The organism is Limnovirga soli (genome assembly GCF_013106755.1).
Classification (GTDB): domain Bacteria; phylum Bacteroidota; class Bacteroidia; order Chitinophagales; family Chitinophagaceae; genus Limnovirga; species Limnovirga soli.
On sequence record NZ_WHPF01000002.1, the window covers coordinates 451,790 to 471,878 of the forward strand.

The 20,089-nt window shown below is 39.6% G+C and carries 18 protein-coding genes; 9 read left to right on the plus strand and 9 right to left on the minus strand.

Annotated elements, in window-relative coordinates; translation table 11 throughout:
- Positions 1–47 precede the first annotated feature (47 nt).
- Both GD597_RS03845 and GD597_RS03850 read right to left on the minus strand, forming a co-directional pair.
- Positions 48–617: an anthranilate synthase component II gene (locus tag GD597_RS03845; RefSeq protein ID WP_171606489.1), complete on the minus strand. Its 570-nt coding sequence runs from the start codon at positions 615–617 to the stop codon at positions 48–50.
- Positions 618–697: 80 nt separating this feature from the next.
- Positions 698–2,119: an anthranilate synthase component I family protein gene (locus tag GD597_RS03850; RefSeq protein ID WP_171606490.1), complete on the minus strand. Its 1,422-nt coding sequence runs from the start codon at positions 2,117–2,119 to the stop codon at positions 698–700.
- A gap of 420 nt (positions 2,120–2,539) precedes the next feature.
- Between GD597_RS03850 and GD597_RS03855 the strand changes: the two genes are divergently transcribed.
- The 3 genes from GD597_RS03855 to GD597_RS03865 all read left to right on the plus strand — a co-directional run bounded on the left by GD597_RS03855 (position 2,540) and on the right by GD597_RS03865 (position 4,780).
- On the plus strand, positions 2,540–3,652 hold the full coding sequence (locus tag GD597_RS03855; protein WP_171606491.1) for an acyltransferase family protein: 1,113 nt from the start codon (positions 2,540–2,542) through the stop codon (positions 3,650–3,652).
- 15 nt (positions 3,653–3,667) lie between these two features.
- Complete coding sequence (locus tag GD597_RS03860) at positions 3,668–3,949, plus strand: GNAT family N-acetyltransferase (protein WP_171606492.1); 282 nt, start codon at positions 3,668–3,670, stop codon at positions 3,947–3,949.
- 150 nt (positions 3,950–4,099) lie between these two features.
- Complete coding sequence (locus tag GD597_RS03865; RefSeq protein ID WP_171606493.1) at positions 4,100–4,780, plus strand: YggS family pyridoxal phosphate-dependent enzyme; 681 nt, start codon at positions 4,100–4,102, stop codon at positions 4,778–4,780.
- Between the two features lie 45 nt (positions 4,781–4,825).
- Here GD597_RS03865 and GD597_RS03870 read toward each other — a convergent pair whose 3' ends face one another.
- Entirely contained in the window at positions 4,826–5,446 is a 621-nt protein-coding gene (locus GD597_RS03870; protein WP_171606494.1) for an outer membrane beta-barrel protein, read from the minus strand.
- Positions 5,447–5,767: 321 nt separating this feature from the next.
- The gene (locus GD597_RS03875; RefSeq protein ID WP_171606495.1) at positions 5,768–7,675 is read right to left on the minus strand and encodes a S9 family peptidase; all 1,908 of its coding nucleotides are present in this window, start codon (positions 7,673–7,675) and stop codon (positions 5,768–5,770) included.
- Between the two features lie 350 nt (positions 7,676–8,025).
- On the opposite strand from GD597_RS03875, the gene GD597_RS03880 reads away from it, so the two are divergent.
- Genes GD597_RS03880 through GD597_RS03890 form a run of 3 tightly spaced genes read left to right on the plus strand, consistent with a single transcriptional unit; the run spans position 8,026 to position 10,850 of the window.
- Positions 8,026–8,772, plus strand: coding sequence for a 3-keto-disaccharide hydrolase (locus GD597_RS03880; protein WP_171606496.1), 747 nt, complete (start codon positions 8,026–8,028; stop codon positions 8,770–8,772).
- A gap of 36 nt (positions 8,773–8,808) precedes the next feature.
- Positions 8,809–9,582 (plus strand): DUF3298 and DUF4163 domain-containing protein, encoded by a 774-nt coding sequence (locus GD597_RS03885; protein ID WP_171606497.1) that lies wholly within the window; start codon positions 8,809–8,811, stop codon positions 9,580–9,582.
- Between the two features lie 53 nt (positions 9,583–9,635).
- Entirely contained in the window at positions 9,636–10,850 is a 1,215-nt protein-coding gene (locus GD597_RS03890) for a glycoside hydrolase family 5 protein (RefSeq protein WP_171606498.1), read from the plus strand.
- Between the two features lie 6 nt (positions 10,851–10,856).
- On the opposite strand, the gene GD597_RS03895 is transcribed toward GD597_RS03890, so the two are convergent.
- Positions 10,857–11,600: a hypothetical protein gene (locus GD597_RS03895; RefSeq protein WP_171606499.1), complete on the minus strand. Its 744-nt coding sequence runs from the start codon at positions 11,598–11,600 to the stop codon at positions 10,857–10,859.
- Between the two features lie 374 nt (positions 11,601–11,974).
- Here GD597_RS03895 and GD597_RS03900 point away from each other — a divergent pair, with 374 nt between their 5' ends.
- Positions 11,975–13,798, plus strand: a complete 1,824-nt coding sequence (locus tag GD597_RS03900; protein WP_171606500.1) for a T9SS type A sorting domain-containing protein — start codon at positions 11,975–11,977, stop codon at positions 13,796–13,798.
- Positions 13,799–13,947: 149 nt separating this feature from the next.
- On the opposite strand, the gene GD597_RS03905 is transcribed toward GD597_RS03900, so the two are convergent.
- Positions 13,948–15,291: an APC family permease gene (locus GD597_RS03905; RefSeq protein ID WP_171606501.1), complete on the minus strand. Its 1,344-nt coding sequence runs from the start codon at positions 15,289–15,291 to the stop codon at positions 13,948–13,950.
- A 282-nt stretch (positions 15,292–15,573) separates the two neighbouring features.
- Between GD597_RS03905 and GD597_RS03910 the strand changes: the two genes are divergently transcribed.
- Entirely contained in the window at positions 15,574–17,508 is a 1,935-nt protein-coding gene (locus GD597_RS03910; protein ID WP_171606502.1) for an ABC-F family ATP-binding cassette domain-containing protein, read from the plus strand.
- Positions 17,509–17,537: 29 nt separating this feature from the next.
- The gene (locus GD597_RS03915) at positions 17,538–18,059 is read left to right on the plus strand and encodes a hypothetical protein (protein ID WP_171606503.1); all 522 of its coding nucleotides are present in this window, start codon (positions 17,538–17,540) and stop codon (positions 18,057–18,059) included.
- 281 nt (positions 18,060–18,340) lie between these two features.
- On the opposite strand, the gene GD597_RS03920 is transcribed toward GD597_RS03915, so the two are convergent.
- The 3 genes from GD597_RS03920 to GD597_RS03930 are packed head-to-tail and all read right to left on the minus strand — an operon-like array spanning position 18,341 to position 19,805.
- Positions 18,341–18,907, minus strand: a complete 567-nt coding sequence (locus GD597_RS03920) for a Spy/CpxP family protein refolding chaperone (RefSeq protein WP_171606504.1) — start codon at positions 18,905–18,907, stop codon at positions 18,341–18,343.
- A gap of 7 nt (positions 18,908–18,914) precedes the next feature.
- On the minus strand, positions 18,915–19,232 hold the full coding sequence (locus GD597_RS03925) for a hypothetical protein (protein ID WP_171606505.1): 318 nt from the start codon (positions 19,230–19,232) through the stop codon (positions 18,915–18,917).
- A gap of 9 nt (positions 19,233–19,241) precedes the next feature.
- The gene (locus tag GD597_RS03930; RefSeq protein WP_171606506.1) at positions 19,242–19,805 is read right to left on the minus strand and encodes an RNA polymerase sigma factor; all 564 of its coding nucleotides are present in this window, start codon (positions 19,803–19,805) and stop codon (positions 19,242–19,244) included.
- Between the last annotated feature and the right edge of the window lie 284 nt (positions 19,806–20,089).

Here is a 20,089-nt window from a genome sequence, read left to right on the forward strand (position 1 = left end):
TACTTGCGTCGCACTCTTGTGCGTTCATATCGCTATATAGCCTGCTTTTATCTCTTAAGCCAGTTACGCATTATCTGTTCACCTGCCGGTGTTAAAACACTTTCCGGATGAAACTGTACGCCCTGTACATCGTAGGTTTTATGCTGCAATGCCATGATAAAACCAAGATCATCTTCTGCAGCAATGTCCAGTTCAGCGGGAAAACCTTCACGGTTTACCACCCATGAATGATATCGCCCCACTTCAATAGTAGCAGGTAATCCTTCAAATAACGGAGCATCATTTTTTATAACATTAATAGGCGTGGCTACACCATGATACACACTGGTAAGATTGGTTAATGCCCCACCAAATGCCTGACCTATGGCCTGATGCCCCAAACATACGCCCAGTATAGATTTGGTGGCGGCATATTCTTTTATTAATGGCAGCAATAACCCAGCTTCTTCTGGTACACCAGGGCCGGGCGATAAAATAATTTTGTCGTAATTATTAATTTGCTCCATCGGTATCTGATCGTTGCGGTAAACATCCACTTTCTCGTGGGTAATTTTTTCTACCAGATGAACCAGGTTATATGTAAAACTGTCGTAATTATCGAATACTAATATTTTCATTATGTGCTTGTTGATATAAGTTATACAGTACAAGTGTGCGACGCAAGCAGGCTGCCATTTGTATTAGAGCCCGGCCAACATTATAAAAGCTCCTGCGCCAGCGTTATGGCTTTTTTTAAGGCCCCTAATTTGTTATTAACTTCCTGCAATTCGCTTTCGGGAACACTTTTAGCTACCACACCGGCACCTGCCTGACAAACGAGTGTATTGTTTCTGCTTAAAAAAGTTCTTATCATAATAGCCTGATTACAGCTGCCGTCAAAACCTATAAAACCAATACAGCCACCGTAGTAACTGCGTGGGGTTGGCTCGTAGCTATCTATCAAAGCCATTGCCTTAAACTTGGGTGCACCACTTAATGTGCCTGCCGGAAAAGTATCTGCAAGCAGTTGAAACGGATTGGTATTTGCGCTAACATTGCCCGTTACCTCGCTAACCAGGTGAATAACATGCGAATAATATTGTACTTCACGGTAATGGCTCACTTCTACACCGGTACAGGTGCGGCTAAGATCGTTGCGAGCAAGGTCAACCAGCATGGTATGTTCAGCATTTTCCTTGGCATCCTGTAATAACTCGCTGGCAATTATTTTGTCTTTTACATCATCACCGGTTCGTTTAAATGTGCCTGCAATGGGATGCATAATGGCTTTGCCATTTTTTATAATCAGCTGAGCCTCTGGGCTGCTGCCCATTAATTTATAATCGCCATAATCAAAATAAAACAAATAGGGCGAAGGGTTAATATTGCGCAAAGCACGGTACACGTTAAACTCATCTCCCGTAAAGCTTTGCTGAAACCTGCGGCTTAACACAATTTGAAATACATCGCCCCTGAAACAACTTTGAATACCTTTTTTCACCATGTCAACATAATCCTCATCCGTCATATTCGAAGATTCTGCACCCGCCAGTTTAAAAGGATATACAGGTACATCCTTGCTTTTAATAAGAGATTCAACCACACTTATTTCACTTTCTATACCTGCAATAGTATTCTCGCACAAATACATTTCATCTTTAAAATGATTCAGCACAATTACATATTGATATAAGCGGTAGCGCATTAAGGGAATGGCATTGGCATTAGTGGCTGCAGCAGATTTTAATTGAATGGTATCAAAAAACTGCACTGCATCATAACTACTGTATCCAAAAAAGCCCTGTGCAGCAGCCAATGCTTTTACATCGGTTTTTTCTACCTCAAACACCTGCATAAAATCCCACAACATACCCGGCACATCTGTTACATGGGCAATGGATTTTTTCTCTGGCGGCATGCCGGGATATTTTAATTCCAGTTGAGTATAATTGCTTATTTCAATACCGCCAATTGCATTAATACCAATAAAAGAAAAACTATTTTCCGCAGCACGGTTATCAGTACTTTCCAGTAAAATAGTATCCCTGAAACGATCACGCAAACGCAGGTAAATACCTACAGGCGTATACACATCGCTCAGCATTTTTTTGTACGTGGTTTTTATGGCTATTTTCTTCATAATAAGTCTATATTTTTTTCCCGACTATACAAGTAAGTGTACAATTTCAATTAATATAAGCCCGGCACCGGTAAAGCTATCAGGCCCATTTGCGTCGCACACTTATACGTTCAGATATCCTATTCAGCTATTCAATACAATGGGTATTTGCACAAATAAAAAACCCCGACAATCCAGTCGGGGCTCAAATATGTTGAATAATAATGGCCATGCCATTACAAGCCCCGGAAAAGGATTGTATGCCACCACCAATGATTATTTAATTGTATTGTTTGCATTGCAGTGCGAATATGTAACCAAAAAATGAAACGAACAAAATTTTTTTTGAGCAGCCCTCAATATTTTACGCAATCGATTGTGATCGCTTGTACAAAAATCAATAGAAATAAACTACTTTGTACATCAAATAGTATCCCTCTTATGCAACAAACTAACAATACATTAGATGGCCTGAAAAGGCTGCAATCACTGGACTTTATGCGTGGTTTTATAATGGTGCTGCTGGCAATGGAAAGCACCGGTTTATTTGAACACTTGTTTAAAGCAACAGAAGGCACCATGCTTAATGGATTATTTCTGCAGTTTTTTCATCACCCATGGAACGGTCTGCGTTTTTGGGATCTTATACAACCCGGGTTTATGTATATGGCCGGTGCAGCAATGGCCTATTCTTTACATAAACAAAAGCAACAGGGCATTAGCTGGAATGCATCTTTTAAAAAAATTCTGAAACGCTGTGGCTGGTTGTTTTTTTGGGGAGTTTTAGACTATGCCGTTAGGCCCGGCGGTTTATCTTTTGAATTATGGGATGTACTTACCCAATTGTCATTTACTACGCTTGTGGCATTTCTTATTTTTGAATGGAGTACCAAGGCACAAATGCTGGTTTGCATAGGATCATTATTGCTTACTGAAATTTTATACCGCTTTACTAATGTGCCCGGGTTTGACCAACCTTTTACTGACCAGCATAATTTTGGCAATTATATTGACCTGTTGCTAATGAATAAAATAAATAGTGGTGGATGGGTGGCCATCAACTGTATACCTACTGCAGTACATACCATTGCAGGGGCTATTACCGGTAAACTTTTTTTAAGTAACAGCAACCAAAAATTACGCATCATGGTTATTGCCAGTATTAGTTGTCTGGTAATTGGTTATGGACTTGACTTTGCGGGTATTACACCCATCATTAAACGAATAGCTACCAGCTCTTTCACCTTTGCATCACTGGGTTGGTGTTTGGCAGGTTTGGCTGTATGCTATTGGTGGATTGATATGAAAAATCATCACAATTATTTATTGTTTTTTACCATCGTGGGCATGAACTCTATTTTCATTTATTTGTTTTTTGAAATTGTTGCCTCCCGGTGGTTTAATGATTATATAAGGGCTATCAGCGGTGGTGTATTAAGCTGGGTTAATACACCTGAAACATTAACCGGCATTATTTCATCACTCTGTATTTTTGCGTTGGAATGGGGTATGTGCTATTTTCTGTATAAGAAAAAGATATTCTTTAAAGTATAAAAACAAACTAACACTATGGAAATTATACACCAACAAAATGGCCACAAAGGCATGTTTTATGTAGGTACGGCAGATGAACCACTGGCAGCCATGACTTATACCATGCCGGCAGAGAATAAATTGATAATTGATCATACCGAAGTAAGCGATGCCTTGCGCGGTAAAAATGTGGGCTACCAACTGGTAAAAGCTGCTGTGGATTTTGCCAGAATACAAGGCATAAAAATTTTACCACTCTGCCCTTTTGCCAAATCGGTTTTTGATAAGAAATCAGAATTTGCTGATGTATTGTTATAATGGCCATTTGGTTTACATCAATATTTTGCTCCATTTTTTGTTGCAGTACAAGAGTGCGACGCAAGTGGGCTGCTATAAAATTATATGGCCGGGCCAATAGTAAAATGGCTTTAGCAATGAATAGCTTTTATCTTTGCAAAAAAATATATTTTGGGTATTAATACACAAGCCTATAAAGCCATCAGGGATGAAATTGCTGCCACCAACACTACATTGGTAGCGGTGAGCAAAACAAAACCAGCAACAGATATTGAGGCTTTATACCATTTGGGCCAACGAGATTTTGGCGAAAATTATGTACAGGAATTGGTTGATAAACAAGGGGCTTTACCGGATGATATTCGCTGGCATTTTATTGGGCACCTGCAAAGCAATAAGGTAAAATATATTGCCCCTTTTGTGCACCTGATTCATGGTGTAGATAGTTTTAAACTATTGACAGAGATAAATAAACAGGCCCAGAAAAATAACCGCATCATTGATTGCCTTTTACAAATTCATATTGCAAAAGAAGAAACCAAATTTGGTTTTAACGAAGCAGAACTGGCTACTGCAATGGCAGATTTACCAAACGCCGGACTTAACAATATTGTCATAAAGGGTTTTATGGGCATGGCCTCATTTACCAGCGATACCACAGTAATTGCAGCAGAGTTTACTTACCTTAATAATTTATACCAGCATTACCAGTTAGCACCTAACACCGATAATTATAAACCATCCATTTTATCAATGGGTATGAGCAGTGATTATGCCCTGGCAATTGCCCATGGCAGTAATATGATAAGGGTAGGCAGCCTGCTTTTTGGCGAGAGAAATTACACCAAATAAAAACGCCCGGCATTTAGCCAGGCGTTAAATATTTTATGAAATGGTTTATTTTTTACCCATTAATTTATACAAGTTAAATTCAACATTTACAGTAGCTGATGAACTACGGCCCTTATTGCTTCTGCCCCTTGGGTCAAGGTCGGAATGGATGTTAAAAATACCAATACCATAATGCGCACCAATGGTAACGGTCTTGTTTATTACAAATCCGGCTCTTACTTCAATTCCACCATCAAATCTTGTCCAGTCATCGCCAAAAACCAGTTTTTCTGAGGCGCCTGTGCTGTCTTTGGTAGATTTACCGCCAATGGCATCGGCCACAAACACGCCTGCACCAAACAATAAATCATTGTTATGCACTAATGGAAAATTATATAATAAATCTGCATTGGCACCTACATAATCCAAATGCACTTTAACTCCTGTATTATTAAATTTAGTTCCTTTACCAGCATAATAAATGCCGGTTTCAAAACCCCAGTTATGTTTAGATACTTTGCGGTAACCCAGTCCGGCTTCGGCACCAATTACCAGACTTTTATTGCTGGTATATGTTTCATAAAGTGAAGAAATTGTAGCACCACCCCTTACATTTAACTGCTTATATTGGGCATTGGCTGCAGTAACAGAAAAAATAATTACAAAAATAAATAAAGCCTTTTTCATATTAGTGTTGGTTTCTTTTATACAAATTAATCGAGCAATTGTGTTAGCCCGGCATAAGTAAATTTATTAAGCTGCTCTTGCGTCGCACACTGCAAGGTTCAATTCTATGTGCCTCAAAAAGCATACATCATAGCAATTATACCGCAAATATGCTTTATAAAACAGGTGCAATAATATTGAATAATGCCTGAACGAAAAATTGTATTTTACATATTTAGGCCATATTAAAAAGCTATAATGCAATACAGGAAAGGCTTTCAGGCAAGGCAGTGCAATAAATTAAAAAAGCCTTGAAATTCGCTTTCAAGGCTTTTTAACAATTTACAGGGTTTCTTTTAGCCATTTATAAAACTCTCTTTGCCAAACCAATGCATTTTGTGCGTGCAAAACCCAATGGTTTTCATCGGGCAAATACAAAAACTTACTTTTTATACCCCTTAACTGTGCCGCCTGAAAAGCCTGTTGCCCCTGTTCAATGGGTACCCGGTAATCTTTTCCACCCTGTACAATCATAATGGGTGTATCCCATTTATCAACAAAATTACTGGGCGATTGCCCAAAAGAACGCTGAGCAACTGCATTGGTTTTATCCCAATAAGGGCCACCCTTTTCCCAGTTCTCAAAAAACATTTCATCTGTTGTGCCATACATGCTTTTAAAATCAAATATCCCATCATGAGAAATAAAACTTTTAAACCGGTGATTATGCGCTCCTGCCAAAGCAAATACCGAAAATCCACCAAAACTGGCGCCCACACAACCCCTTCTATCCTTGTCAATAAAAGGTTCTTTTGATATAGTATCTATAGCACTCAGATAATCTTTTATCACCTGTCCGCCCCAATCTTTACTTACCTGTTCATTCCAAAGTGTACCAAAACCCGGCATACCACGGCGACAAGGTGCTATAACAATATACCCGTTAGAAGCCATCAACTGAAAGTTCCAGCGCATAGAATAAAATTGGGTTAGGGATGATTGTGGCCCTCCCTGGCAATACAGTAAAGATGGGTACTTTTTTGTTTTATCAAATCCCGGAGGGTAAATTACCCAAACCAGCATTTGTTTATGATCGGTAGTGGTAACAAATCTTCTTTCGGTTTTACACATGGCCAGGGTACGGTAAATATCATCGTTTACATGCGTTAGCTGTACCATACTGCCATCTACTGTACTTACGTTGTATAGCTCTGTAGCATGATTCATGTCGGTACGGGTTACAATTACCCCATTATCTGCCTGCCCAACTATGCCAGACACATCAAAATCGCCTTTTGTAAGCTGGCGCATTACTGGTAGCATTTTTGTTAAGCCGGGATAGGCCACCACAAATAATTGCAGTGTTCCATTAACAGGTGCTATAAAGAATATGTTCCTGTTATCCTCACTCCACTTAAAGCTTTCTACATGTATGGCATCCCATTGTTGGGTAAGATTCATTTTGGTAACCCCATCCCATACAATAATATCCTGCTTATCGGCCTCGTAGCCATCCCGCTTCATGCTTAACCAAGCCAAATCACCGCGACTATTATAGGCCGGGTTTACATCATAACCTTTATTGTCTTCTGTAATATTTTTTGTAAAACCGCCTTCCACATCATAAACATATAAGTCTGTATTTGTGCTTACTGCATAGGCGGTGCCGGTTTTCTTTTTACTAACATACACAACATGTTTGCTATCCGGGTTCCAAATAAAATCCTCATCGCCGCCAAAGGGTTTTTGCGGACAATCAAATGCTTCTCCCATCATAATATCTTTACCAGCCATAGCAATACCATTTACATAAGGTGATACAAAAACATGGCTAAACTTACCATCCTCCCATTCATCCCAATGGCGGTAATTAAGAGAAGTGTATATGTATGCATTGCTTTTGGGTAAATCGGCATATGTATCTGCGCCGGTTACATTTTGCAAGCGAACATCTGCGCTGCTAATAATATACTTTCCGTCGGGCGAAATTCTGTCGTTTTCCAATAAAGTATCTGTGTTGTTTACTTCAATGGGGTTGCCGCCTGTTACAGGAACCATATAAGTTTTTGTGCTGCTTTTATTGGCTACTACATCAGGTGTGCCCACCTTATACACCACATATTTTTTATCTTTCGAAATGCCTGCAGCACTTACACGGCCAAGTCTCCAAAGCAATTCTGGTGTCATCAGGTTTTGTGCCATTGCCATCAAAGGGCCCAATAACAAAACAGCTATTATTATTCTTTTCATAAGTAAAATTTAGAACAACGAACTTATGAAATTCTATTGAGGCTGCATTTGCTTTACATCAATAGTTATGCACCAAACAGCAGTAAATGCATGAGGCTTTACTTGCGTCGCACTCTTGTACGTTCGTATCAAAGGGCAGCTTTTTTAAATACAAACCGCTTCAGCCAACTGCATGTAATACACTGTTTATTGCCGCATATTGTTAATACAGCACAAGAGTGCGACGCAACCGGGCTTAACCATTGCACTGAAGCCGGGTACACAAACATTTGCAGCTTATGTAAATTAGTTGTAAGCCATTTTTGGTATACTAATTTTCATACCTTCAAGGCCGTATAAAACAATACATTATGAAAAATAGAAAACTGGCTTTTATTGTATTTGCTGCCCTTACACTTGTTGTTGCCAATAGTTTTGTATATGCCGATCCTGGTAAAAAAACCACCGGCACAGATAACCAACTTACCAAAAAAGAAAAAAAAGAAGGCTGGATTTTGCTTTTTAACGGCACCAGTTTAGATGGATGGAGAACCTATAAAAATATTCCGGGCTCATGGAATATTACCAATAATACCATTTGCAGCCAAAAGCCGGCCGGCGACCAAAACCCGGATCTTATTTCGACCGATACCTATGAAAATTTTGAACTAACGGTGGAATGGAATCTTTCTCCCTTAGGCAATAGTGGCATTATGTATATGGCAACCGAGGAATATGATCATCCCTATGAATCTGGCCCGGAATACCAATTAATAGACGATGATAATTTTCCACAAAAAATAGAAGACTGGCAAAAAACAGGTGCGGCTTATGCCATACAGCCACCTCTTGTAAAAGCTGCCAAAGCACCGGGCCAATGGAATAAAACCACCATTATTGTAAATAAAGGCCATGTAGAACATTGGTTAAATGGACAAAAAGTTGCCGACTACCAATTATGGAGCGATACCTGGAAACAGGCTGTAGCCAATGGAAAATGGAAAAACGAACCAGGTTATGGTGCCACCAAAAAAGGCCATATTGCTTTTCAGGCATCGCATAGCGGTGTGGATGGTAGCGGGGTTTGTTTTAAAAATATCAAGATTAAATTATTATAGCAACGCTTCATAAGCAGGTTTACCACAATAATATTTATGAGGAAATTTTGGCTTTTTTCCATTGCATGTATGGCTTTGTTGATGGCCTGTGAACAGGGCAATCAACAAAATGAGGGCGCCAATATTGTATTGATAGATACTTTGCCCTTCACCTATACAATGGTTGAAAAAACAGAGCAAAATGCCGAAGTGAAAGATTCAATGGATTTGTATACAGCGAGTATTAGCTACCCGGTGGTAAGTGGCGGTGCATTGGCAGACAGCATTAATGCTTTATTGCAAAAAACGGCTTTTAATAATTTTAGCTCGGCACAACAACAGGTGGACAGTTTTGTAACCACCACGGCAGAATCTCATACCAGTGCCTCTTTTAACGGCTGGTATTATTCAGCTGATGTTAAAATACTGTATAACACTCCGTTGCTGTTGAGTATGGAAATGCAGATAAGTGAGTTTACCGGCGGCGCACATGGCAGTAATGTATCTTTATTATACACGTTAAACAACAATGGCAAGCAATTGCAATGGGCAGATTTACTGGAAACCAATGCACTGCCATTACTGATGAGGGTGAATGATTCCATTATGCGAAAAGAACAAGATATGGCGGCGGGTGCTACTTACCAGGATGCAGGATTTTTACTAGAAACCGATAGCCTGCCCCTGCCCCAGTTTTATGCTTTAACAAAAGATGGCTTACTAATGCACTACAATCAATACGAAGTTACACCTTATGCCATGGGACTTATTAGCTATACTATTCCTTATAACCAATTATCCGGCATTCTACAAAAAAGCTGGATGCCATAAACACAATATTTTTTTGTACGGCCGATAGATTAACGGCACTCAACATTATCATTATGCGTAACATACTAATTGCATTGCTTGCCTTTTTATTTACAGGATTTATTGCCAATGCCCAATTTATTAGCACCAAAGGGAAGGATGTAATTGACCCCGATGGTAAACCTTTTTTAATTACAGGCACCAATCTGGGCAACTGGCTGGTACCCGAAGGCTATATGTTTAAGTTTAATAAAACTGCTTCGGGCAGAATGATCAATGAATGCTTTACCGAATTGATTGGTCCGGATGCTACAAATGCTTTCTGGAAAGAATACCTGGATAATTATATTACACAGGAAGACATTCATTATTTAAAAAGCCTGGGCATGAACTCCATCAGGCTGCCATTTAATTACCGCCTATTTACCAATGAAGATTATATGGGTGGCGAAGGTGCCGCAAGGGGATTTGCGCTTTTTGACAAAGTGATTGGCTGGTGCAAAAAAGAACATCTCTATATTATGCTGGATATGCATTGTGCACCCGGCGGACAAACTGGCGATAATATTGACGACAGCTATGGTTATCCGTATTTATTTGAGAACAAACCAAGCCGAGATCTTACCATTCAAATTTGGAAATCCATTGCCAACAGGTATAAAAACGAACCCATTATTTTGGGGTACGATCTGTTAAACGAGCCCATCCCCCATTTTACTGATACCACCAAGCTAAACCCCATGCTGGAACCACTGTTTAAAGAAATTACTGCCGCCATAAGAACGGTAGATAAAAACCATATTATCTTTTTAGGTGGCGCACAATGGGATTCTAATTTTAAAATATTCGGTAAACCTTTTGACAGTAAACTGGTATACACATTTCATAAATACTGGACAGATACCACCACCGCTGTAATACAGGACTATATTGATTTTCGCGATAAATACAATGTACCGATTTATTGCGGAGAAACCGGCGAAAATACGGATGAGTGGGTAGAAGGCTTTCGCCATACACTGGAGAAAAATAATATAGGCTGGCATTACTGGCCTTATAAAAAGCTGGATAATACCAGGGGCATTATCACTTTCTCCGTACCTGATTATTATAAAGCAGTTATTCAATATGCCGACACACCACGTTTTACCTTTGGCGAAATACGTGATGCCATGCCTGCCAATAAAGGAGAAGTAAAACTGGCGCTGGAAGCCTTTTTAAACAATTGCAAATTCGAAAACTGTGTATCTAATCAGGGTTATATAAAAGCATTGGGGTTTAAGAAATAAGTGCTGCTAATTCTTTTTACCCAAAAAGACACGCATTTTATCATTAATATAATACAGTATATCCTCATCGCCGGTATGTGTGCGCAGCCAATTGTAATCTGGTGTGTATTGTAGCATAAACTTTTTAAGTGTATCCCCGGTAAAACCAGTATAATAAGTAACTATCTCCTCCGAAAAACGGTATTTAATATAAGCATCTTTTTCATGCTGTGCTTCTAACTCGTAAGCACGGCGCTTACGTTTTTCATCCTTGCTAAAATAGTTAAGGTTAATACCAATACCGGCACCCGAATTGGCATTTGTGGCAGCCGGTGCTTTGGGTGTACCCATATCCTGTAAAAAATCGCGGCGGCGTTTTATGCTGTCCTGCTGGTACCTCGTATATCCCACTGCCGAAACAACCACCGCTGCCAGTTCGTGTGGCAGTGGCGCCAGGTACACAAAAAATGTATCGGGTACCAAAGTGGTATATTTTACCTGTTTAAAATGGTAATTATCTGCAGTAAAAAATATAATATCGTTGGGGGCTACAAATATAGAAAAGCTGCCCTTCGCGCCTACCTCGGCGGTTTTATTGGTACGGGTATTTACAATATGGGCTTTAAGTAATGGCGAGTAGCTAATACTATCCAGCACATACCCTTGCAAAATGCGTTTTTGTGCCTGTCCGGCCAGTACAAAACAAGTGGTAAAACTTAGCACCATAAACACCCTAAAAAGCAGGTTGGCATTGGGTAAATATCTCTTCATAGATTCACAAAATAATTAAACAATTGGTTGGCGCTTTGTTAATTATTTTTATTGAGCCCAACACTTGTACCACCATTGGGCATCCTTGCGTCGCACACTTGTACGGTTGTATACAAGGCAACTTTCTATAGCCAAAATGTAAAACAATAAAAAGGGGTTAAGAAACCTGTCATTTCTTTTGTACAAGTTAGCAACCAAACGTAGCAATTGGCAAACTAACAAAAGCGCAGGTAAATTAAATTTTCTCTATAAATCGCAATCTGAATAGATTTTATACTATTTTCATTATGCACTCTTCAATATCTTCCTAAAAGCCCTGTTGATTTATTGTAAATCAATTTGTAAAAAATCCTTTAATAAAACAAAGTATACATATGAAACCCTCTATAACAATAAGCGGTATGCGTAAACAAAAAGTCTTCCTTTTTGGACTCTACCTTTTAATTGCATCTTATTTGCCAACCAATACAATTAAAGCACAATCTGGCAGCCTTGACAAATCATTTGGAGAAAATGGTGTCGTTACAGATAAAAATTATTTGGGAGTTTCTAATGCTGCAAAATTGCTCAAAGATGGTAAAATAATTGCAGCGGGTGATGCCTACTTTAATGGCATAGCAGGTTTTTTTGTAGCAAAATACAATTCAGATGGCAGCATTGATTCTTCTTTTGGAACCAATGGAGGAGTAATAACAGATTTCCCTCTAAAATTTGAACACTGTTATGCAGTTGGAGTTCAAACCGACGGAAAGATAATTGCAGGCGGTACCGTTTTTAATTCAGGGCTTGTTGATATTGCATTAGTACGCTATAACACAAATGGAAGTATTGATAGTTCTTTCGGTAATGAAGGTTTACTTATTTCTGATTTGGGCGCAAATGAGCTTTTCAAGAGTATGATAATTCAGGCAGATGATAAGATTATTATATCAGGAAACAGTCAAAAAAATGATAATGATATATTTACAAATTTCCTGGTGAGATACCTGAAAGACGGCACATTGGATTATAGCTTTGGAGATAATGGTAAAACGTTAACTGTGTTTGATAATGAAGTAGAGAACAGAGCTGTTACCCTACAAAAAGATGGCAAAATAATAACCGGAGGTAATTATGGTTATTTGGGCAATCAGGTACAATTTATATTAGTACGCTTTCTAGAAAACGGAGTAATAGATAACGAATTTGGAATCAGCGGAATGAGCAAGGAAGGTTATGGAAACAAGATAGGTGCAGAATTACATTCTTTAATAATACAAGATGAAAATAAAATTATCGCTGGAGGATTTGGTGGTAAACTAAAATCCAATATGGCATTAATGCGCTTTGAAAAAGATGGACTTATTGATACTTCTTTTAGTACTGATGGAAAACTTTTAGCAGAATTTGAAAACGAAACTTCAATTTCATCATTATTATATCAGAAAGATGGTAAAATAATTACAGCAGGCTCAATAAACCCTTTTTATTCAAATGCAGGATTTGCTGTTGCCAGATATTCTTCAAATGGGGAACTCGATTCTTCATTTGGAACAAATGGTTTAACTGTTACTTACATTGAAAATACATCAACTTGTTCCGATGCATTATTGCAAGATGATGGCAAAATAATTTTAGTTGGAAGTTCATTTTTAAATGCTACGAATGAAAATCATTTTGCCTTTGCACGTTATAATAATGTAATAAAGCAGCACAGTGATATATATGTAAGATTGCGGAAATGGCTTCATAATCATGGATTTAGTTGGGAAAATAAAGGAGATAATGATATTGCATATTATGCAGTTGAACGGAGTAATAATGGAAATGTATTTAAAGAAATTTCTAGAATTTTCAATAATACAGGGCAATCTAATTATGAAGATAATGAATCCACAAATGGTACAAACTACTACAGACTTAGAGCGGTAGGTACAGATGGTATTATTGGATATTCAAATACAATTTCAATAAACTATATTGAAAAGGAAGTAAAACTTTACCCAAATCCGGTAAAAAATACTTTACATATTGAGGGCTTACCCACAGCTGAAAAAACAAAACTCTCAATTATTGATTTTAATGGTAATACAAAAGCCATTACAACAATAACCGGTAATGCCTGCAATTGGAACATAGCACAGCTTAACAAGGGTAATTATATGCTAAAAATAGAACAAGCCAATGCGCAGTTTTCAATTAAATTTATAAAAGAATAAATTAAAGGGTACGCTCAACTCTTTTTATTGCATTGGCTTATTATATAATTACAAAGGGTTTGTTGCGTGAAGTATCGGAACGTACAAGAGTGCGACGCAACAAAGTCTCCTGCTTTGTTATTGGCCGGGCCAATAAGCATTTTACTGTATCAATATTTTGTTTTACGTGCAGTGTATTGTTTTTCCCATTGTATAAATTGCCAAACCAGTTCGGCAGTTAGCAGGGTGCCCAACGCAAACAATGCCGGCACAATGGTACCACCCGATTCAGAAAAAGCAGCCGCCAATGCAATGCAATAAACGGTTACGGGCAATAAACTCATGATGCACAAACCGGTAATATTCAATGGAATTTTAAATGGCCGGTGCTCTTCGGGTGCTTTTATGCGTAGTACAATCAGGGTTACAAATTCAAGAAAAAGACCGGCGCCATACAGGGTTACATCTATAATCAGCAGCTCTTCAAAAGTCCACAATATCATCAGGCTTACAATACAGGCGCATACAATAATAGATACATATGGGGTTTTGTATTTGGGATGCAGGGTATGCAGTTTTTTATGCAACAGGTCATCGTCTGACATTACCTGCGGCACCCTGGAAACCGACAATAACACAGCAGAAAACAAACCCAATGCACTGGCCATGCCTCCTAATGATAACAATGCGCCCAACCAATAGCCGCCATAAATACTACCCAATACCGGGAAACCTTCATCGTTTAGGGTAGCATAATCTACCCCAGATTGCTGGGCGGTCACAATAGCCAAAAAGTAAACCACAAAGATGAGCAGAAAAGCAATGCTGGCAGATTTAATATAAGTGCGTATGGGTTTATCCACTTCCTCGGCATAGGTGGTGGTATTGTCCCAGCCAAGAAAATTCCACATCACGGTATACAAAGCCATACCAATTGAATTAAAACTAAGTCCCTGCAGGGATGGCGAAGGCAAACTAAAATCTCCACTAAAACCTGAAATGGCTACCCCAAATAATATAACAAACGGTATTAATACCAGTGCGCCCAATATAAGTGAGGTTTTACCCACAGGTACAATACCCAAAATATTTAAACCAACCGATGACCAGATAATTACCAAACAAACCGGAATTTTATACGCTTCAATGCCCGGGAAAAAGAAGGAGGCATAGCTGATAAATAGCACCGGATAAATAGCCAGGTCAACAAAAGTGTATAGCCAGGTCCACCAACCCTCATAAAATGCAAAACGTAAACCGAGTGCCCTTTTAACCCATTGGTAATAACCGCCGGTTACGGGCATCATGCTATTTAATTCAAGTACGGTTAAAATGGTGGGTATATCCCAAACAATGGGCGTAATTATCAACAATAATAAAGCGCCATGCGTACCTGCAAAACTTAGTAAAGGCTCTAACCCATAGGGGCCACCGGAAACGGTAAGAAAAATAATAGCGGCCAATTGAAGCGGTATTAACTTTTTGTAGGTGGATGCAGGAGGTTGTTCGCTCATTATTGGTAACAGTGGTTAAAATGAAAAACAATTGTTTGGTTTATATGCTGCATTGGCAAGCAGCACAAAATACCAAAAATATAATTTGCTGAATGTTTTTATTGCCAATTGTTTTGGTGCAGCTAAATGGTTAATCAGGCGCATAACAGGTGAATCCAGGTAACCGGTTACAATAAATTAATTCAACTAAACCAACAGTTTTATAGCTGTAAAACAAAACAAGCCGCGGTTAAAACCGTAAACCTACCTTAAAACTGCCCTGCGTAAGTTATCTTTGCCGCTATGCATTATGTTTCTGCCGAAGGTTTAACCAAGAGTTATGGCATTACGCCACTGTTTAACAATATTTCTTTTCACGTGAATGAAGGCGATAAAATTGCCATTATTGCCCGCAATGGCGTAGGTAAAAGTACTTTGCTGCGCATTTTAGCCGGCAAAGAAGTACAGGAAAATGGTAAGTTATGGATACATAAGGATGTTACCGTAGCCCTGTTTGAACAAGACCCACAGTTTGACGAGGATAAAACCGTACTGGAAAATATATTTCATCTTGCCCACCCGGTAATGACTGCCATACGCCAATACGAAGCCGCTGAAGAAAGCGGCGATGGCGATGCCATGGTAGAAGCTATGGGCGCCATGGATGAACTGAATGCCTGGGTATTTGAAGCCAAGGTAAAAGAAATTCTTACCCGCCTGAATGTGCACCACCTAACCGGTAATGTACGCGACTTAAGCGGCGGACAGCGCAAAAGAGTTGCCCTTGCCAAAACCCTGATTGATATTGGTTTTGAACACCAGCACACCCTGCTGATGATGGATGAACCTACCAATCACCTGGATGTGGAAATGATTGAGTGGCTGGAACATTTTTTAAATGGCGAAAATGTTACGCTTCTGCTGGTAACCCACGACCGCTATTTTCTGGATGCAGTTTGCGAAGAAATATGGGAACTGGAAAGAAGCAATATGTATGTGTACCGTGGCGATTATGAAAACTATATGGAGAAGAAAGCTGCCCGTATAGAAAGTGAAATGGCCAGCATAGATAAAGCCAAAAACGAATACCGCAAGGAGCTGGAATGGATGCGCAAGCAACCAAAAGCCAGAACCACCAAAAGCAAGAGCCGCCAGGATAATTTTTATGAAGTAGAAGCCCGGGCCAAACAAAAAATTACCGATGCCCAATTACAGCTGGAAGTAAAAATGAGCCGTTTGGGTGGTAAAATTCTGGAACTTAAAAAAGTATACAAAAGCTATGGCGATCTGGCCATTTTAAAAGGCTTTGATTACTATTTTAATAAAGGTGAACGCATTGGTATTATTGGCAAAAACGGCGTAGGCAAATCTACCTTTCTGAATATTTTACTGGGGCTTGAACAGGCGGATAGCGGCAAAGTAAATGTAGGCGAAACCGTGGTGTTTGGTAATTTTTCCCAACAGGGTTTGGTGATAAAAGAAAATGTGCGGGTAATTGAATATGTAAAAAATATTGCGGAGAATTTTCCATTGGCTAAGGGTGGCAGCATTAGTGCGGCGCAGTTCCTGGAGTTGTTCCTGTTCTCGCCGGAGAAACAGTACACTTATTTGCAAAGCCTTAGTGGTGGCGAAAAGAAAAGGTTGCAATTGCTATCGGTTTTATTTGCCAATCCCAACTTTTTAATATTGGATGAGCCTACCAATGATCTGGATTTGCCTACCTTGGCCGTACTGGAAAAATTTCTGGCCGATTACCAGGGTTGTGTGCTGATTGTATCACACGACAGGTATTTTATGGACAGGCTGGTAGACCATTTATTTGTGTTTGAAGGCGAAGGCGAAGTAAGGGATTTCCCCGGCAACTACACACAATACCGTATGTGGTTAAAAGAAAACGAAAAGAAAGCCGATAAATGGAAAGAGCTGGAAGATAAAAAGGGCAAAGGCGAATCACTGCCCGAAGCTGGTGCTACTACAACAACCGTATCCAACACCGTTGCCGCACCGGTAGCCTCAGCACCCAAAAAGAAAGTAGGCTTTAAAGAAAAACGGGAATTTGAATTGCTTGAAACCGAAATTGCCGCTTTGGAAGCAGAAAAAGAACAACTTTCTGTACAAATGAGCAATGGTAATCTGGCATTTGAAGCACTAAATAAAATAAGCGAACGCATGATTGCCATTACCAGTCAGCTGGAAACAAAAGAACTGCGCTGGCTGGAGTTAAGTGAATTAATGTAAACATTTATACAAACAAAAAAATAAGCACAATGGAAGGCTTAGGCGTAGGTTCAAGAATTAAACATGTTAGTTATGGTGTGGGCGTGGTAGTACGCATACACAAAAAAGTATACGAGATCTGCTTTATTGAAGAAGGTATAAAAATGGTAAGCAAAGACCAGCCATTAGACATTACCGAGCGGATAGAACCCGAATACAATATCAGTTTTAGTGAGGCCGAAGATGCGTTGATACGTATTTTGCGGGAATGGAGCGATGTAACAGAAGTGGTTTCGTTGGGCGATAAATGGAAGAACGGAGTGATGATTTTAAAACCCGGCGACAATAGTTTAAAAGAAAAAGAAATACCCATTGATGCCTTTTTTCATAAGATTGTGATGCTGAGGGATAGGCTGCGTGTAATGGAGCAGCGCATTAATGCCCATAACCTGCTTACCGATGAGGATAAGATAAACCTGCAGCAATATATTACCCGCATTTATGGCTCGCTTACAACTTTTAATGTGTTGTTTAAATACAAAACAGATTATTTCGAAGGCGAAAAATCATAATTAATTTTACCAATAAAAAAGCCTGCCTTGTTTAATGGCAGGCTTTTTTATGTGGGGTATAAATTAAATGCTTTAAATACCAGCTATATATTTTCATGGCATCGGTTCTTGCGTCGCAAGCACTTCATCGTTCCGGGGGTGTGGCGGCAAGGGTTTTGCTTAATATCGCTGCAACTATTCTGGCTGTTTACAGCTGCCACTAATTACCCACAGTACAAGTGTGCGACGCAAATACGCTCAATTGATAACCCTAGCCCGGCTACAAACAGGTATTATACGAACTAATTATTTTTATCAGGCGGTGGTGGTGGTCCACCTGCTCTCCTTTCTTCACCGGGTTTATGTGGTGGTGGCGGTCCGCCTGGCCTACCTCCTCCGCCCGCCGGGCCAATCATACGACTTACCTGCACAATAATACTATCGAATTTTATTTGTTGTGCTGGGGTACAAATAGCCCTTAATTTTCTAAAATGGGTAAATGTGGCCATATCCAACTCGCCTTGTTTAAGTGCTGTAAATTCAATCAGCGCCTGAATAGCAGTATCAGCAACTGCAGGTTGTTGAATTAGCGAAAACAGTGAATCTTTTTCCTGTTTTATTTGCAACCGTATATTATTGGTTTGCTGTTGGTGCTCGGTGCGCAGCGCCGCATATTGCGCCTGCTGCTCGGTGCTTAATGCCAGTTCTTTTACCACAAAGTCAAAGGTTTGATTCTGTGGCGGTGGCGGTCCAATAGGCAAAGGCTGGCCGGCACGCATATACCAAATAACGGTAAGCGTGGTAATATTGGCCAGCAGCAACACCACAATGCCTATCGCCATCCATTTATTTTTATTGGTGCTATTCATGGTATAATTATTTGGTTTCTAAAATTGATGATACGCCCAAATTATACTCGGTGGCAAAACTTTGCATGGGTGTAGTGGATGTTGTTTGTGAGGAGCCGGAATTGATTAATTGCCCAATTACAATACCATTTGCCGTAACAAATAGGAGTAACATGGCGATAATAAATGCCGGCCTTGTAATAAAACGTACCCATACCGGCGGCTGATAAGCCAGCTGCTGTTGCATTTTTGCCTGCAAGCGGGTATAAAAAAACGGAGGTGCTTCGGCAGGTTGTGCACCGTCTAAAGCATTCATGATTTGGTTAATGTTCTTGTTGGTTTGCATACAATTGCTTTATTGGTAATGTTGTTTCAATATATTTCTAAGGTTTTGTTTGGCGCGGTGTAATAAGCCCTCAATACCGGCCACCGATGTTTGTAATACGGCAGCGGCTTCTTCGTAACTAAGGTTTTCTGCTTTAACCAGTATAAAAGCCGTTTTCTGGTTATCGGGTAATTGCTGGATGGCTTTGTGTAATAAGGCCGCATTTTCTTTTTGCTCCATTAATACACCGGGGTGATAAAAGGTGGTTGGCAATTCCTCGGTATGATTGCCAATACCTAAAAAGCCTTTTAACATACCCACCCGCTTTTTTGCCTTACGCTTTCTTTGCCATTCCAATGCTTTTGAAACGGCTATACGGTACAGCCAGGTAGATAATTTGGCATCGCCCCTAAAACCGGCAGCAGACTGGTATACCTGAATAAATACTTCCTGGGCCACATCTTCAGCCTCCTGAAAATCCTGCACAATATGTAATACGGCATTAAATACCATGTGCTGGTAAGCTTCTACCAACTCTTTAAAGGCGGCTTCGTCTTTTTGGGCAATACGCTGTATTAAATGTGATTCGTTCAAATAATGGTTTGTAATATGATAAGATGCCTTTTTATAATAAAACCTTTGGGGAAAGTAAAAAATTTAACCGGGTTTATGGGAGGTAAGTTTGGGAAAGGAGGTTTGGTGGGATTTTATTTAAAATGCATTTGAAGGTTTAAGATGCTGTTGGTCAGGCGACTGACAGTGGCGAAGGCATTTCACTATTGGCCCGGCAAAACCTAAGTATAAAACACACGTTGCGTCGCACTCTTGTGCGTTCGGAATTTTGTGGAGCATTTATCGAAGCGTAAATGAGTGCGAAG